At 64.0% G+C, this 18436-nt stretch carries 1 protein-coding gene; it reads left to right on the top strand.

Translation table 11 applies throughout. The features are described from left to right. Positions 1-98 precede the first annotated feature (98 nt). Positions 99-18422, top strand: coding sequence for a DUF11 domain-containing protein (locus FIV09_RS18905; protein ID WP_172975798.1), 18324 nt, complete (start codon positions 99-101; stop codon positions 18420-18422). Positions 18423-18436 lie beyond the last annotated feature (14 nt).

Raw genomic sequence — 18436 nt, 5'->3', positions numbered from 1 at the left:
GGCGGACATCCCGACCGTACGAATATTGATGGGAATCGTATTTCGGGAAGGCCCTTTTAATGAGTCCGAAATTTAAGCGGGCCGTCCGGCTTTTGAGCATGGTTTGGTTTGCGTTTGCAGGCACCCTGGCTGGCGCCACGCCCTTCACGTCAACCGTTCCCGGAACCTCCATCGTTTTGCCGGATGATTATCCGGATGCGGGCGGCGTCGCGATCGTGCTGCAGGGCGTGAACGGCAACCTCTATTATCAGTTTTCGGATCCTGACGGTGCCTTCGTTGGCTTCCAGAATAACGGTCAGCCTGCCGCTTTCAGGGGCAACCCCTTCACGATCAACGATCCCATCTCGCTGGATTGCGGGTTCTCGAGCTGCACCGACTATTTCGGCGGTGGTCTCTCGCAGATCTACATCCGCTTCAGTGCGTTCGATGGCGATACGCAGCCTGGTGGATTTGATCAGAACGACATCTCGCTGATCATCAACGGCTTCAATGTCGGCAGCTGGTCGGGGCTTACGACGGAAATCACCAACAATGACGGCACGCAGAGCTTCGGTTTCACGACCGGCTTCGGCAACAACACGTTCAATACCGGCTGGTTCTCCTCCGGCAATCCCGCACTTCTGAACAACATCCTCGCCACGGGCCAGACCGTGACGCAGGTATTCGACGACGACCCCAACGACAATTACTGGGATTTCCGTCGCGGGCCGTCGCTGGGCAATCAGGATATCGTGACGGTCGCGCCGGGCTATACCCTCGAGAAGACCGCCGATGCGTCAAGCTTCACCGCTCCGGGCGAAGTGGTTACGTTCGAATACGAGATTGCGAATATTGGCTCGGTGCCGATCCGGCAGCTTTCCGTCGAAGACGACCAGATCGGGACTGTTACTTGCGCGGACACGGTCATCCTTGACCGCCCGAGCGGCTCTCCCGCGCCGGATACGAGTACCTGTACCGCGACCTATACGACGACGCAGGCGGACGTCGACCGAGGATTTGTGACCAATATCGCCATAGCCGAAGGCGTGCCGGATTTCGGCACGCTTGGCCAATTGAGCGATCAGGTGACGCTGACCGGACCGACCGCCAACCCGGTCCTGTTCTTCGACAAATCCACATCGGCCACGTCCTTCGGCGGTGCAGGCGATACGATCGATTACGACTTCCTCGTGCGGAACGATGGCAACGTCACGCTGTCCGAGGTCGAAATCGACGACCCGCTGTTGCCGGGGCTCGTCTGCACGGTTCCCGATCTCGCGCCCGGTGACGATTTCACCTGCTCCGGCAGCTATACGGTCACGCAGGCGGATGTGAATTCCGTGGCGGCCGATCCCGCCTATACGATCGACAACACGGCGACGGCGACGGCAACCGCCCCGGATGGCACGGACCTTTCAGAGACAGACAGCGAAAGCGTGCCGGGTGATACGCCGACGCTTGACCTGACCCTGGAAAAAACCGCGATTACAGCGGATTACAATGCGGTCGGTGACGTGATCCAGTACGAGTTCCTGGTCAGCAACACGGGCAACGTGACCCTGCCGGAACCTGCGATCACGGACACGCTGACCGGGGGTGCGGTCTGTCCCGCAGGCAGCATCGAGCCGGGCAATTCGGTGACCTGTACCGCGACCTACGCGGTCACGCAGGACGATCTCGACCGGGGCGAGGTGCCCAACACCGCATCGCTCTCGGCGACCGTGGGCGCGCTGAGCGCATCGGACAGCGACGACGCGCTCGTGCCCGCCGTTCGGACCACCGGTCTGACCCTCGACAAGCGCCTGAATGCCGGATCCGCCACGCGGTTCGACACGGTCGGCGACGTCCTCACCTACGATTATATCCTGACCAATACCGGCAACGTGACGCTGAACACGCTCGCCGTCACCGATGACAAGGTCAACGTGACCTGTGCCGCGACCGAGATCGCGCCCGGTGCCTCGGTGACCTGTACGTCCGATGATTACGTGGTGACGCAACCGGACCTCGATGCAGGCTCCGTCACCAACATTGCAAGTGCCACCGCGACGGGGGTAGGAGCTCCGGCCGAACCGGTCAGCAGCAACAGCGACACGGTCACGGTGAGCGCAGACCAGAACCCGGCGCTCGGCCTCGAAAAGACCGCGCCCGTCGTGGCCGCGGCGGATTTCGCCACCGGCCGCGTCGTCACCTACACGTTCGATGTCACCAATACCGGCAACGTGACCCTGACGCAGGCCTCGACCGGCGTGCCCGCGATTACCATTGATGACGACAAGATCGGGCTTTTCACCTGTGCCCCGTTGCCCTTGGATGTCGGCGAGACGGTGCAATGTACCGAAAACTACACCCTGACCGACGACGACATTCTTGCAGGGCGTGTGGTGAACACGGCAGAAGCCATCGCGGGTCCGACGCGCTCCGCCGAAGACAGCGCGCAGATCGCGCCCGATCGCAATCCGGAGATCACCCTCACCAAGAGCGCGGACACCGCCAGTGTCTCCGCGACCGGCGATACGATCACCTATCGTTTCACGGTCGAGAATACCGGCAACACGCAAGTCCTCGCGGCAGGTCAGCCGATCTCCATCACCGACCCGGCGCTGACATCGCCTGCGAATTGCTCCGCGCAACCGGCGGAGTTCAATCCCGGCGACAGCTTTGACTGCACCGGAACGCGGGTGGGTATCACGCAGGCCGAACTCGATGCGGGCCAGGTCGATAATACGGCAACGGCAAGTGTGCCCTTCACCGAGAACGGCACCACCGTCACCATCCGCTCCAACGCGAGCAGCGCAAGCGTGCCGGTCGATGCGACCCCCGCCATGACCTTCACGAAGACCGGCCCGGTGCAGTTCAATACGGTCGGCCAGTCGCTCAGCTATGATTTCAGCGTGACGAATACGGGCAACGTGACTCTGACCGATGTCACCGTGAGCGACCCGCTGATCCCCGGCTTCTCCTGTGTCCTGTCGGATATTGCACCGGGCGCCACGGCCAACTGCCCGACGGCCAGCTACACCGTTCTTCAAGCCGATGTGGACGCCGAAGAGATCCCGAACACCGCCACGGCGGTTGCGGTCCCGGCGCGCGGCGCGCAGCTGACCCAGACGAGCAGCAGCACGGCCCTTATCGATCCCGCCGACGCCACGAAGGCGCTGAGCTTTTCCAAGGACGCCGATCGCAGCACGTTCGACGCTGTGGGCGACACGATCCTCTATACATTCTCGGTCGAGAATACCGGCACCCAGACGCTGACCAGCATTACGGTCACGGATTCGCTCGATCCCGGCTATTCCTGCCTGATCCCCACGCTCGCGCCCGGTGTGACCGATACGTCCTGCACCTACACGCATACCGTGACGCAGGACGATATCGATGCAGGCCAGGTGGCGAATACCGGCAGCGTGTCGTCGCCGGATGTCGGCCCGCTCTCCGACACCGCGACCGTGACAGGCCCCGCGCGCACCGCGTCCTTCACATTCGACAAGCAGGCCGATCCGAGCTTCTCCGCCGTGGGCGAGGTGGTCGACTTCACCTTCGCCGTGACCAACACCGGCAATGTGACGCTGACCGATGTCTCGGTCTCGGACCCGTTCTTCGGCGCTCCCGTCAGCTGTACCATCCCGGCGATCGCGCCGGGTGCCACCGATCTCAGCTGCACCGCGAGCTACACGATCACGCAGCCGGATCTCGACGCGGGTGAGATCACGAACACCGCAGATGTGACCGCCGATGCGCCGACCGGTGTTACGCCGCCTCCCGGGCAATCCGATACGGTCGTCGTTGAAGGCCCTGCCGAGAATGCCGCGCTGACCGTGGACAAGGTGTCGACCGACGGCCTTTACGGGTCCGTTGGCGATACGGAAACCTTCAGCTTCACGGTCACCAATACCGGCAACGTGACCCTGAGTGGTTTGTCGATCTCGGACGCCGATCCGGCATTTTCCTGCGCGCTTCCGGACCTTCTTCCGGGCGACCGCACGACGCTTTGCGCGGACGGCATGACGCCGCTGAGCGTGACGAAGACCTTCGATCAGGCGGATGTGGATGCGGGCAGCTTCTCGAACACCGTGACCGTCACGGGCGCGTCCAACGTTCTGGGCACACCGGTCAGCGCGAGTGATACGGAAACCGTCGCGGGCCCGGCACAGGTGCCTGCGATCTCGCTCGACAAGCAAAGCACCTTTGCCGGGACGCTCGAAAGCGTGGGCCAGACCCTGACATATGATTTCGTGGTCACCAACACGGGCAATATCACCCTGACCTCCGACATCACCGTCACCGATCCGCTCATCCCGAACGTGGATTGCCCGACGCTGCCTGCGGGCGGCGTGGCGCCGGGGGCGACGTATACGTGTACCGGCGAATACCGGGTCACTCAGGTCGATCTTGACCGCGGCTTCGTCGAAAACCTCGCGGATGCGGAGGTCACGCAGGCCGTCATTCCGCGCGCGCCCGGCGATCCCACGACCGTGACAGCAAGCGACGACGACACCGAGACCGTGACCGTGGATCAGCAGCCCGCGCTGCGGATCGCGAAGCGCGTCAAAAGCACCAGTGCTTCCAGTTTCGACAATGTGGGCGACGTCGTGACCTTCGAATACGTGGTCACGAATATCGGCAATGTCACGACGACCGCGCCGATCACGGTCGATGACGACAAGATCCCCGGGACGCTGACCTGTACCGCCACGCCGCTGGCACCCGGTGCGCAGGTCATCTGCGAAGATGACTGGGTCGCGGAGCAGGACGATCTCGATGCGGGCGAGGTGACCAACGTGGCCACGGCCGACACGGTCTTCGACGGCAGCCCGGTTCAAAGCCAGCCCGCCAGCGTGACCATCAACGCCGTGCAGGATCCCTCCCTTGCCGTGGAAAAGACCTTCACGGGCACGGATAACCCCGGTTTCTTCACCGTGGGCGATACGCTGAGCTACACCATCGTCGTCACCAACGATGGCACTGTGACCATCGATGCGCCGATTACCCTGACAGACAACCTCGTGACGCCGGTCTGTCCGGCCGTCCCGGGGGGCGAGCTGGCGCCCGGGGACACGCTGACCTGTACGGCCGAGCATATCGTCACGCAGAACGATATCGATCTGGGTTCCTCGACAAACGTGGTCTTCGCCACGGGGGTCTTCGATGGCAATCCGGTGCAATCGCCCAGCGACGAGGCGATCTACCCGGTGGATGCGGACCCCGCCCTCTCGCTGACGAAAGCGGCGCTGCCCACGAACCTGCCCTATGACACGGTCGGTGATGTCATCACCTACCGGTTCACGGTGGAGAATTCAGGAAATGTCGCACTATCGGACGCGATCACGATCGAGGATGACGTGATGGGCACGCTGCCTTGCCGCGCGGCGGCTGGCGGCACCGTTCCCGTCTTTGCACCGGGTGAGACGCATGTCTGTGACGTGCCTTATCTCATTACGCAGGACGATCTCGATAATGGCGAGCTGACCAACAACGCGACGGCGAACACGATCTATGCTCCCGCCGGGCCCGCGACCATGGTGCGCTCGCCCAACGCATCCGAGACGATCACGGCTGACCAGCAGGAAGTGCTGACCGTCGACAAGCAAATGACCACCGCGCTGACGGGCAACGTGGCCCGCGTCGACGATGTGCTGACCTACGAGATTTCCACGACCAATGACGGCAACCAGACGATCTCGGGGATTGCCGTGTCCGACACGCTGATCCCGGATCTGACCTGCACCATCGGCGGTGCGGCCGCGCCTGCGAATGTCGTGCTCGCGCCCGGTGAGACCCTGCTTTGCACCGGCACCTATACGGTGACGCAGGCCGATATCGATAACCAGAGCCTGACCAACACCGCTGACGCCACGGGGACCGATCCGCAGGGCGACACGATCAGCGGCACCGACACGGTCGATCAGCCGCTGGTGACGCCGATCTCGTCCATCAACGTGGTCAAGACCATCGAGCCCGCACCCGCGAGCGGTCAGCCTGCCTTTACCGATCCCGGCCAACCGCTGACCTTCGCGATCACGGTCACCAATACCGGCAATGTCACGCAAGCCAGCACGACGATCACCGACAGCCTGCCCGTCTCGCCGGTCAGCTGCACCATCGGCACGCTTGCGCCGGGCGAAAGCGACAGCACCTGCGAATTCGTCTACACGGTCACGCAAGCCGACATCGATGCCGCGAGCTCCGATGGCTCCACGGTGTATGCGGGTTTCGAAAACGTCGCGACAGGGGTGGCAACGCCCCTCAATCCGGCGCTGGACGAGGCCACGGATGATGGCGCGGTCTTCGTTCAGGGCCCCGACCGCGAGCCGCGCTTCTCGCTCGTCAAGGAATCGACCACGTCGGAAATCGACACGTGGAACGAACTTGTCACCTATCGCTACACCATCGCCAATATCGGCAATGTGACGCTCTTCGAAGAGCCTGAGATCACCGATGACCGCATCGGGACTTTTGTCTGCAGCGGCCTGCCCGCCGGTGGGATCGCGCCTTCGGAGTTTTACAGCTGCACCGCCACGGACCGGGTCGAACAATCCGATCTGGACGGCGGCGCCATGACCAATACCGCCACCGCCACCAGTGACGAAGTACCTGACCCGGCCAGCGACACCCTGTCGATCCCGGCCAGCCAGGAGCCGGGTGTTTTGTTGACCAAGGCGGCGGATGTCACAAGCGGTGTCACCGCAGGGCAGGTCATCACGTACACCTATACCGTGGAGAATACCGGCAACGTGACGCTGGCGGATGTGACGGTCTCGGACCAGCACAGTGCCGCGAACGGCACGCAGGCTCTGACGGTCGGGGGCGACACGCTGAGCTCCGATGTGGACGAGATCGGCACGTCGACCGATGCCACCCCCGATGATGGCATCTGGAGCAGCCTTGCACCCGGTGACATCGTGACCTTCACGTCAACCTACACGGTCACTCAAGAGGATCTCGACGCGCAGGCGGATATCACCAACAGCGCGAGCGTGACGGGAACCGGCCCGGGCGCGAGCGGCCCCGCGTCGGATACAGCGGATGAAGCCGTGTCGCCCATTACCAAGGCGCCGGAACTGGTTCTGACGAAGGTCGCGGACGATACGGCCCTGACCGATCCGGTGGCACTTGGGCAGGAAATCGTCTTCACCATCACCGTCGAGAATGCGGGCAACGTCACGCTGACCGCGCCGGTTCTGACCGACACCCTGACCGACGCCAATGGCGACGTGCTGACCTTGAGCCAGCAACCGCAGCTGACAAGCGGTGACGACGGCGACAACGCGTTGGAGGTCGACGAGATCTGGACCTATACCGCGCGCTTCGAGGTCGATCAGCAGGCGCTCGATGCGGGCGGTATTGAGAATACCGTTTCCGCCACGGCTCAGGATCCGCAAAACAGCCCTGTCACTGGCGATCTCCCGCAGCCGGTCGTTGTTCCGATCGATCGCGCGCCTGCGCTGGCGCTGGTGAAATCGTCCACGCTCGATGACGGCGGCGATGGCCGTGCGGATGTCGGGGACGAGATCACCTATACCTACGTCATCACGAATACCGGGAACGCGACGCTGTTCGATGCGGCGGTGACCGAGGCTGCGACGTCGTTCACCGGCACCGGAACACTGCCCGTCCCGGCCTATGCGTCGGGCGGCACGGATCTCGATGGCAACGCGGTTCTCGATGTTGCGGTCGGGGAGACGGTGACCTTCACCGCCACCTATGTCCTGACCCAGGAAGATGTGGATGCGGGCGGCGTGACAAACCAGGCCACGGCCAGTGCCAATGATCCCGAAGGTCAGCCGGTGACCGACCTCTCTGGCGCGGCCAATGACGACGATGTGCCAACAAAGACGCCGCTCGGTCTCGCCCCGGCGCTGGAGATCGCGAAAACGGCAGATGATACGGCCCTCACCGATCCGGTCGAACTTGGGCAGACCATCACGTTCGAGATCTCGGTGGAAAACACCGGCAACGTCACTCTGAGCGCGCCTGTTCTGACCGATGTGCTGACGGATGCCGACGGCGAGGCGCTGAGCCTGACATCCGAACCGACGCTGGCCTCCGGCGATGACGGGGACGGCGTGTTCGAGGTCGGTGAGACCTGGATCTACGCGGCGAGCTTCGATGTCGACCAGCAGGCGCTCGATGCGGGCGGTATCGAGAATACCGTCTCCGCCGTGGCGACCGATCCGCAGGATCAGGAGGTCACCGACAGCATCGATGCGCCCGTCGAGGTGCCCATCGCGCGGGATCCGGCTCTGGCGCTGGTGAAATCCGCATCCGTTGACGACGGCGGTGATGGCCGCGTCGAGGCGGGCGACAGCATCACCTACACCTACGTCATCACGAATACCGGCAACGCGACGCTGTTCGATGCGACGGTGACCGAGGCTGCGACGTCGTTCACCGGTACCGGAACACTGCCCGTACCGGCCTATGCGTCGGGCGGCTCGGATCTCGATGGCAACGCGGTTCTCGATGTTGCGGTTGGTGAAACGATCACCTTCACCGCCACCTACGTCCTGACCCAGGAAGATGTGGATGCGGGCGGCGTGACCAACCAGGCGACGGCGAGTGCGGATGATCCCGCAGGCCAGCCCGTGAGCGATCCGTCTGGTTCCGCGAATGACAACGACACGCCGACCGAGACGACCTTTACCGAACTGCCAAGCCTTCAGGTGGTGAAGACCGCCGCGGCATCGCTCTCGGCGCCGCCGGTGCCCGGCGATACCGTGACCTACACGATCACCGTCGAGAATACCGGCACGGTCACGCTCGATCCGCCAGTGCTCACGGACACGCTCACCACAGCCGAAGGCACAGCCCAGACGCTGAGCACGCTGCCGCAATTCAGCACAGGCGACACGGATGGCGACGGGTTCCTCGATGTGGACGAGGTCTGGACCTACACGGCTGAGGCGACCGTCACGCAGGAGGCGATCGACGATGGTGGTCTGAGCAACACCGTGCTCGCGGAAAGCGAAGGCCCGAACGGCACCCCGACAAGCGATGTGTCCGACGATGGCACGAACCCCGCCGGGGACAATCCGACAGAGACGCCTTTGACGCGCGCCCCGGCTCTGACCCTTGTGAAGACCTCCTCCCTCGATCTCGGGGCGGATGGCATTGCGAGCGTGGGTGACCTGATCAGCTATACCTACAATGTCGAGAATACCGGCAACGTCACCTTGTTTGATGCCAGCGTTACGGAAACGGGCTTCGGCGGGGCAGGGACCGCGCCTGTGCCAACGCTGTCGTCCGGTGGGGCTGATATCGATGGCGACGGCGATGGCCCGGATATCGCCGTGGGCGCCGCGCCGGTGATCTTCACGGCCACCTATGCCCTGACCCAGGCCGATATCGATGCCGGTCTGGTCGAGAACTCCGCCACGGCATCGGCCGAGGGACCGGACCGAACGCCGACCGATGATCTGAGCGGCGAAGATGCGAACAGCGATGCGCCGACCGAAACACCCATTCCGACGAATGGCGCCTTGGAGGTCGTGAAGACGGCGATCACCAGCGGGCTCCAGACGCCGACGCAAGTGGGCGACACGATCACCTTCGTCATCAATGTCGAGAATACGGGCAATGTGACGCTAGATTCCGTCACGCTGGATGAGGATTTCCAGCGTCGCGATGGCACACCGCTGAGCCTGACGCCGAGCCTGGTTTCCGGGGATGGCGGCGTTGCTGGCGCGATCGAGGTTGGTGAGATCTGGGAATACCGCGCGACATATGCGCTGACGCAGGACGACATCGATGCGGGCGGCGTCGAGAACCAGGTGACGGTCAACGCCACCGATCCGCAGGATGGACCGGTATCCGACGTCTCGGACGATGACGGCACGGGTCAGGACGATCCGACCCTCGTCACAGTGGCAGGCGCACCGCAGATCGCGGTGGTAAAGGCGCTCGACTCCGGTCCGAACCCGTTCAGCGCTGTGGGCGATACGCTGAATTACAGCTTCACCGTCACCAATACGGGCAATATCACGATCACAGCGCCGATTTCGGTCAGCGATCCCCTGATCGAAACGCAAAGCGCGATTGTCTGTGATGCGCCGCCGCTTGCGGTGGGCGCGTCGCTCACCTGTTCCGGCAGCTATGTCGTGTCGCAGGACGATCTCGATGCGGGGGAAGTGGTCAACACCGCAGATGCGAGCGTGACGCAGCCCGTGGTTCCGGAAGCACCCGGCGCTCCGACCGAGGTCACCGCCACGGCGGCCAGCAACGGCGTGACGGTCCCCGCCACCCAGAGCCCGGCACTTGATGTGGCCAAGGCCCTTTCGGCGCAGTCTGCCGGCACCTTTGATACGGTCGGAGACACGATCAGCTACGATTTCACGATCACGAACAGCGGAAATGTCACGCTGGACGGGCCGTTCACCGTGGATGACGACCGGATCGGTGACGATCTGCCCTGTGACACCGGACCGCTTGCGCCCGGCGGCTCCGTGACCTGCACCCATAGCTACGACGTCACCCAAGCCGACCTGAATGCGGGCGAAGTGACCAACGTGGCCACCGGAAATACGGTCTATGACGGTACCCCGGTCATCTCGGACGAGGACAGCGTCACAGTCACCGCGATCCAGACGCCGGAGATGAGCATCACCAAGGAATTGGTCTCCGCGACGCCGGACACGTTCAACCCCGGCACGGTGCTCGACTACACGTTTACTATCACGAATACGGGCAACGTCACCGTCGACGGGCCGATCTCCGTCGATGACAGCCTGATCGATGCGGTCTCGTGCGAGGCTCCGGCAGGCGGTTTGTTCCTGCCCGACGCAGAACTGACCTGCTCGGCGCAGTACACGATCCTCGACGGAGACATCGCGCTCGGCTCCGTCAACAACATCGCCACGGCGAACGGCACCTTCGACGACGCGCCTGTCGTCTCCCCGGCGGATGATGCGATCTATCCGGTGAATGCCCAGCCGGCCCTGACGCTCGTCAAGGACAGCGATCCGTCCGATGTGACCTACGCGGAAGCAGACGACGAAATCACCTACACCTACACGTTGACCAATAACTCCAGCGTCGCGTTCGATCAGGACATCACAATCACGGATGATCGTTTCGACGCGCCTTTCCCGTGCCGTCCGGCCTCCGAAGGTGTGTTCGGTGTTGGCGAAAGCTTCACCTGCGAGGCGGTCTATCCCGTCACGCAGGAGGACCTGGACGCGGGCTTTGTCACCAACGAGGCGGTGGCCAACACAGTCTTCGCCCCCGGAACGCCCAATGAGCGCCCGGTCAGCTCCAACCCCGCCGTCAAGACGGTGTCGGCGGACGCTGAGCCCGCGCTCGAACTGGAAAAGGTTCTGAGCGATGCACCGGCGGCCGCGACGACCGGTGATGTGATCGAATTCACGCTGACCGCGACCAACACGGGCAACCAGACGATCTCCGGCGTGACGATCACGGATCCCTTGTTGCCGGATCTGACCTGTACATTGGACGAGGTCGCAGCGCCTGCGAATGTTGCGCTGGCACCCGATGCGGCGCTGATCTGCACCGGGACCTATACGGTCACACAGGCCAATTTCGACGCGCAGAGCCTGACCAATACAGGCGCAGTCCGCGGCTTCGATCCGACGGGCGCGGATGTGGAGGACGAGGACAGTGCCGAGGTTCCGCTCGCGACGCCCGCGCCGGTCCTGACCGTCGTCAAATCCGTGACGCCGACACCGGCAGGCGGTCAGCCCGTCTTCACGGAAGTGGGCGATACCGTCGATTTCCTGATTGCCGTGACCAATGATGGCAATGTCACGGTCGACGACATCTCGATCACCGACGATCTGCCGGTGGTGCCTGCCACCTGCGATGTGGGCACGCTTGCCCCGGGTGAGACAGACACGCTCTGCACGGTCACCTACACGGTGACCCAGGCCGATATCGATGGCGAACCGGGCGATGGCTTCGGCTCTTTCGTGAACACGGCCACGGCCACCGGCACCAGTGCCGCGCCCGATGCGGCTGTCGTCACCGGTGTGGGCGACGTGACCGCACGCGGGCCCGATGCCGCACCGGAGGTGGCACTCGAAAAGTCCGCCGATACCGCCGCGGTTACCGAGGCCGGAGAGGTCATCACCTACAGCTACGCCGTCACGAATGTCGGGAACGTCACGCTGACCACGCCGATTTCGGTGACCGACGACAAGATCGACGAAGTGTCCTGCCCGACACTGCCTGCGGGCGGCCTGGCACCGGGCGCATTGCTGACCTGCACCGCCGACTACATCGTCACGCAGGACGACGTGGATTCAGGCGAGCTGACCAATCTCGCGCGGGCCTTCTCGGATCAGGCTGCCCTTCCGGACGTGCCCGGGGGTGAAACCGCCATGCTGACGCTGCCCGTCACGGCGGCACCCGCGCTGATCCTCGAAAAGATCCCGTCGGAGACGGGCGACGTCACGGTCGGCACGACGCTCAGCTACAGCTACCGCGTCACCAATGCGGGCAATCAGACCCTGACCGACGTGACGGTCGCGGATGATCACACCTCCGCCTCCGGAACCGTCGCGCTCGCGATCGGCGGTGATACCTTGCTGGCGGATGAAGCACCGACGGGCGATAGCACCGACGCTGTGGAAGACGGGGTCTGGGATGTGCTGCGGCCCGGCGATGTGGCGGAATTCAGCGCCTTCTATGTTGTGACCCAGGACGATATCGATGCGCAGGTGACATTGACCAACACCGCGACGGTGGTCGCAGAAGACCCCGAGGGCGCCCCGTTAAGCGATACGGACACGGTGTCGGTTTCCGTTGATCCGGCATCTCCCGCCATCACCGCCGTGAAGCTGCTCGACGATGCCGGGTTGAGCGACCCGCCCGTCGCGGGCGACGTGGCCGGGTTCGACATCACGCTCACCAATACCGGGAACCAGACCCTCGACAGCATCACCCTGATCGAGGCCCTGCGCCGCAACGATGGCACCGAACTGACCCTCGACAACCCGCCGGTCCTGACCGGGGGCGATACAGGCGCACCTGGCGTCATGGCGGTTGGCGAAACCTGGACCTACCGGGCGGAATACACGCTCACACAGGCGGATATCGATGCGGGCGGCATCTCGAACAACGTGATCGCGCGCGGTCTGTCCCCGGATGACACGCTGGCCCAGGACATTTCCGGGAACGGCGCCCCGGGCGGCACCGGCAATGAGCCTGCCACCGTGTCCATTCCCGCGATGCCGGGGATTGACGTGGCGAAGATCGTCAGCACCCCGGCGACCGAGGTTGGCGCGGTTCTGGACTTCACGGTATCGATCACCAATACCGGAAATGTCACCCTGAGCGATGTCGCGATCACCGAGGAGACGCTGCGCCGTCTCGACGGAACGTCGATCACCCCTGCGCCCGCGCCGGTCTTCACCGGGGCGGATCTTGGCTCCGGCCTTGGGGTCCTGTTGCCGGGCGAGACGGCGGATTACCTCGTCAGCTATACGCTGACGCAGGCGGATGTTGATGCGGGCGGCGTGTCCAACAGCGTTGCCGTGATCGGCACCCCGCCGATCGGCAGCCCGCTCACGGATGTGCTGGACGACCCGGCCGAGCAGGTCATCGAGGCCGACCCGTCGATTGCGCTCCTCAAAGAGCTTGGAGTGGATGCACCGGCAAGCTTCGATACTATCGGCACGACGATCCCGTATCTCTTCACCGTCACGAATACGGGCAACATCACGCTCTTCGGCACGGTTGAGATCGACGATCCGATCCTGGCGGAGCGCGGCGTCGCGCCGGTCTGTGAGGCGGTTCCGGCGACGGGTCTTGCGCCTGACGCGACGCTGACATGCACCGCGACGCTGAGCGTGACGCAGGCCGATATCGATGAAGGCCAGATCACGAATACGGCCACGGCCGCGCTCGACGATCAGACCTCGGATCCGTCGGCGATCACCATCACCGCCACGCAGGTCTCCGAGCTGACGCTTGAAAAGATCGCGCAGGACACCCCGGCGGAAGACTTCGTGACCGGCGCGGTCATCGAATACACCTTCATCACGACGAACACGGGCAATGTGACCGTGACCGAACCGGTGACGATCGTCGACACGCTGATCGATCCGGCGGACCTGACCTGCGAGGCCTTCCCCGATGACGGGCTGGCCCCGGAGGAGACATATACCTGCACCGGCACCTACACCGTGACAGCGACGGATGTGGACCTCGGCAGCGTGACCAACGTGGCCTTCGCCACCGATGGCACGACGTCGTCCCTGCTGGACGATGCGCTCGTGCCGAATGAGGGCATACCGTCGCTGGGCATCGAGAAAGTCGCGGAAGTCACCGATTTCAACGCCGTGGGCGATGTCATCCCCTACACGTTCGTGGTGACCAATACCGGCACACGCGCCTTTGCGCAGCCTGTTTTGGTCAACGACACGCTGACCGGCCAGATCCCCTGCTTCGCTCCGAGCGCCAGCGATCCGGATTTCATCCCGGGCGAGACGGTGACCTGTGAGGCGCAGATCCCTGTGACCCAGGAGGATCTCGACCGTGGCTTCATCACGAACGAGGCCTTCGCGGAGACGACCTTCGGTGCGGATGATACGACCGTTCTGTCCCAGCCCGACGTTGTGCGCGTCGATGGGGCGCTGGCCCCCGCATTGACGCTGGCCAAAAGTGCGGCACCGCTGCCCGTCAGCGGCGCAGGGCACGAGCTGACCTTCACGGTCACGGCGACCAATACGGGCAATCAGACGCTCGAGAATGTCGTCGTGCGCGATCCGTTGATCGACGATTTCACCTGCGTGAGCGATGCTTTGGCGCCCGGCGCGCAACTGGTCTGCACCGGTGATTACATCGTGACACAGGCCGATCTCGATACCGGATCGCTGGTCAATGTCGCCTCGGGCCGGGCCGTCGATCCGCAGGGCAATGCTGTTCTCGACGAAGTGTCGCTGCCGGTCGCCCTGCCTGCCGCGGATCCGGGTCTGAGCCTGACGAAGACCGCGACACCCTCGCCCTTCGGCGGGGTCGGCACAGCGCTGACATATCTCTTTGCGGTGGAAAACACCGGCAATGTCACGTTGACCGATCTCACCGTGACGGACCCGCTGGATCCGGATTTCTCGTGCATCATCCCGAGCCTCGCGCCGGGTGTGACGAACCGCGCCTGCAGCCTCACGACCGTCGTGACGCAAGACATGGTCGATGACGGATCGCAGGAGAATACGGCGTCCGTGACCGGGTTCGCGCCGGGCGGTGTTCCGACCACGGCGAGCGACAGCATCACCACAAACGGTCCGGCCCAGATTGCAGCACTTGAGGCCACCAAGGTCCTGCTGCCCGGAACGATCTCCGTGGCGGGGAACCAGGTGCGCTACCGCCTGGACGTCGCGAATACAGGCAATGTCACGCTTGAGAATGTCGTCGTGACCGATGTCATGACCGATGGAAACAATGATCCGGTCAGCCTCGATGCGCCCTTCGCGCTGGCATCCGGCGACGATGGTAACGGTCTTCTCGATGTCGGGGAGACCTGGGTCTACACCGCCGAGCGGACACTCACGCAGTCGGATCTCAATACCGGTGGCCTGACCAATCAGGTGACGGTCACCGCAACGGGTCCCGGTGGTGCGCCTGTTCGGGACATCTCCGACGATGGCGATGATACGGATGGCAACCAGACCGACGATCCAACCATCTTCGTTCCGGCATCGGAGCCCGGCGTGACCGTGATCAAGAGCGTGATCGAACCGGGAACGAGGCCGGGCGATTCCGTTGTCTTCGAGATCGTCGCGACCAATACGGGCAACCTCGATCTGAGCGATATCAGCGTGACCGATACGCTGACACGGACCGACGGCACGCTGCTTGATGTGGATGTCACGACAGTGTCGGTGCCCGCCACCTTGTCGCCGGGTGACGAGGCCATATGGCGTGTCACCCATGTGCTGACGCAGCAGGATGTGGATGCGGGCGGTCTGAGCAACACCGCATTGGTCCGCGGCGTGGCGGCCGATGGCACGCCGGTTAGCGATCTGTCCGCGGATGATGATTTCACCGACGGCAATACCAGCGCCGATCCGACCGTGATCACCGTAGCGCCCAGCCCGTCCCTTGAAGTGATCAAGACGCTGGACGAGATCGGGACCGCAGCGGGCGAGCCTGTATCCTTCGACATCACGGTGGAGAATACCGGGAATATCACGCTCAATGACATCACGGTCACGGACGAGATGACCACGCTCGCGGGCGATGATCCGCGCGCGCTGAGCGTCGTCTTCGTGGGTACGGATGGCACGCCGCCGTCGGCGGAAGGCACGTTGTCGCCCGGCGAGACGGCCACCTATACCGTCACCGCGACGCTCACCCAGGCCGATCTGGATGCGGGCGGCGTGCTGAACAGCGCGACCGCAGCGGCAAGAACGCCGCTGGGCGGGACGTTGCAAGATGTCTCGGACGATGATGGCACGGGCATCGACGATCCGACTGTCGGTGCGATCGTGCCGCTCCCGGCATTCGATCTGACCAAGGAGGCGAGCCAGCCCGAGCTGCTGTTCCCGACCGTGGAGCGGGTGACATTCACCTTCACGGCGACCAATACCGGCAATGTCACCCAGTCGGAAATCCAGATCGACGACGATCTGGAGGCCTTCCTCGCGCCGGCGCTCTTGCTGGCCGATACCTACCCGCTGGATATCACGGTCGCGGGCTTCGGCCCTGACGCGCAGCCCAATCCGGGTTTCGACGGTACGGGCGATACCGGGCTGATCGGCGGAGATGCGCGCCTGTCGCCGGGGGAGACCGGCATCGTCACGCTGACGCTGGTCTATTCGACGGCACCCGGACAACCCGGCGCGCCCAACACGGCCGCGATCACCTCCGAGGATCTGCCGACGCCGACCGAAGCGCAGGCGCTCGTGCAGACGACCGACACGGACGGGGATGGCATTCCCGACTTCCTCGAAACCGGAGACCGGGACAATGACGGCGTGCCGGATTGGAACGATTACGATCCCACGGGCTACCTCTATTGCGAGGATGACGGGCGAATTCTGACCGGCGGCCTCGTCACGGTCAGCGGTGGCGGCAGTGCCCAGACAGGCATCGGCACGACCGGTCCGATCACGGTCGTCGAGGATGGCTCCCTTGGGTATTACCAGTTCCAGGTCAGTGCACCGGGAACCTATACCGTGACTTTCACGGACCCCTCGGCAGGGGCGCCCTCCACGACGCGCCTGTCCGGTGGGCCATTGGATGTGACGTCGCTTCTTCCGGCCAATCCGGCAGCGCTCGGCTCCCCGGAGCAGGGCAATACCGGGGTCCTGGCGGATTTCAGTGCGGCGGCGAACCCCTTCACCCAGACCTTCGTGATCGAAGCGGGCGATCCGTTCGTCATCAACGTGAACATCCCCTTCGAGGGCTGCGCCGGGGTGAATGACGTGATCGCAACGAAAACCGCCGATCGCCGCACGGCCGTCTTTGGCGAGACGATCAACTACACCCTGACCTTCCGGAACGACACGCAGAACGACTACATCGACGCACGCATCGTCGACGACCTGCCGCCGGGCATCATCTACACGCCCGGCAGCGCGCGGGTGAACGGTGCCGCGCAGGAGCCCGTCGTTGCAGGCGGTCGCCTGACATGGACCACGGATCTCCTGGCGGGGGCCACGATCCCCGTGACCTTCTCGGCCCGGGTGGCGCAGACCGGAAACTTCGGGGAACGCGTCAACGAGACATGGATCGAGCACAATAGCGGACGCATCCTGTCGAATATCGCCAGGGCCAGCGTGTCCATCGAGCCGGAGCACGTCTTCGACTGCGCCGACATCATCGGCAAGGTCTTCCATGACCGGAACGGAAACGGCTATCAGGACGGTCCCGGAACGCTGCCGGAGCCGATCTATCGCGACGATGTGCTGCCCGGTGGCAAGACAGGCAAGGGCGGGAAGATGTCGTCCGAGCCGCTGCGCCCCGATACGAGCGAGCCCGGCATGCCGCTGGCCCGTGTCGTCACACCGGACGGAACGATCATCACGACCGATGAATACGGGCGCTTCAGCGTCCCCTGTGCCGCGCTTCCGCGCGATATCGGGTCGAACTTCCAGCTCAAGCTCGATCCGCGCAGCTTGCCGACAGGCTTCCGCGTGACCACAGAGAACCCGCGCAATGTCCGGGTCACGGCAGGCAAGATGACCCGGCTGAACTTCGGTGTGCAGCTGGGCAAACTCGTGCGGATCGACCTGACGCATCAGGCCTTCCAGCCCGGCCAGTCCGAAGCGCTGCCCGCGCTCGATCAGGCCATTGACGGTCTGGTCGGACAGATCGCGCGGCAGCGCTCCTACCTGCGGCTGAGCTACACGCTGCGGCCCGGCGAGGATGCGGCAGAGGCCCGTACACGCCTGCGGGAGCTGGAAAAGAACATCCGTCGCGCGTGGCGCGGGCGGGGAACCTACAGGCTCGAGATCGAACGCCATGTCGTTCGACCGGGACGCTGAGTGATGAGGATGGC

This window comes from Roseivivax sp. THAF197b (assembly GCF_009363255.1).
GTDB lineage: Bacteria > Pseudomonadota > Alphaproteobacteria > Rhodobacterales > Rhodobacteraceae > Roseivivax.
Note: the sequence above shows the minus strand (reverse complement) of the source record. Positions and strands in the feature narration are given on the sequence as shown.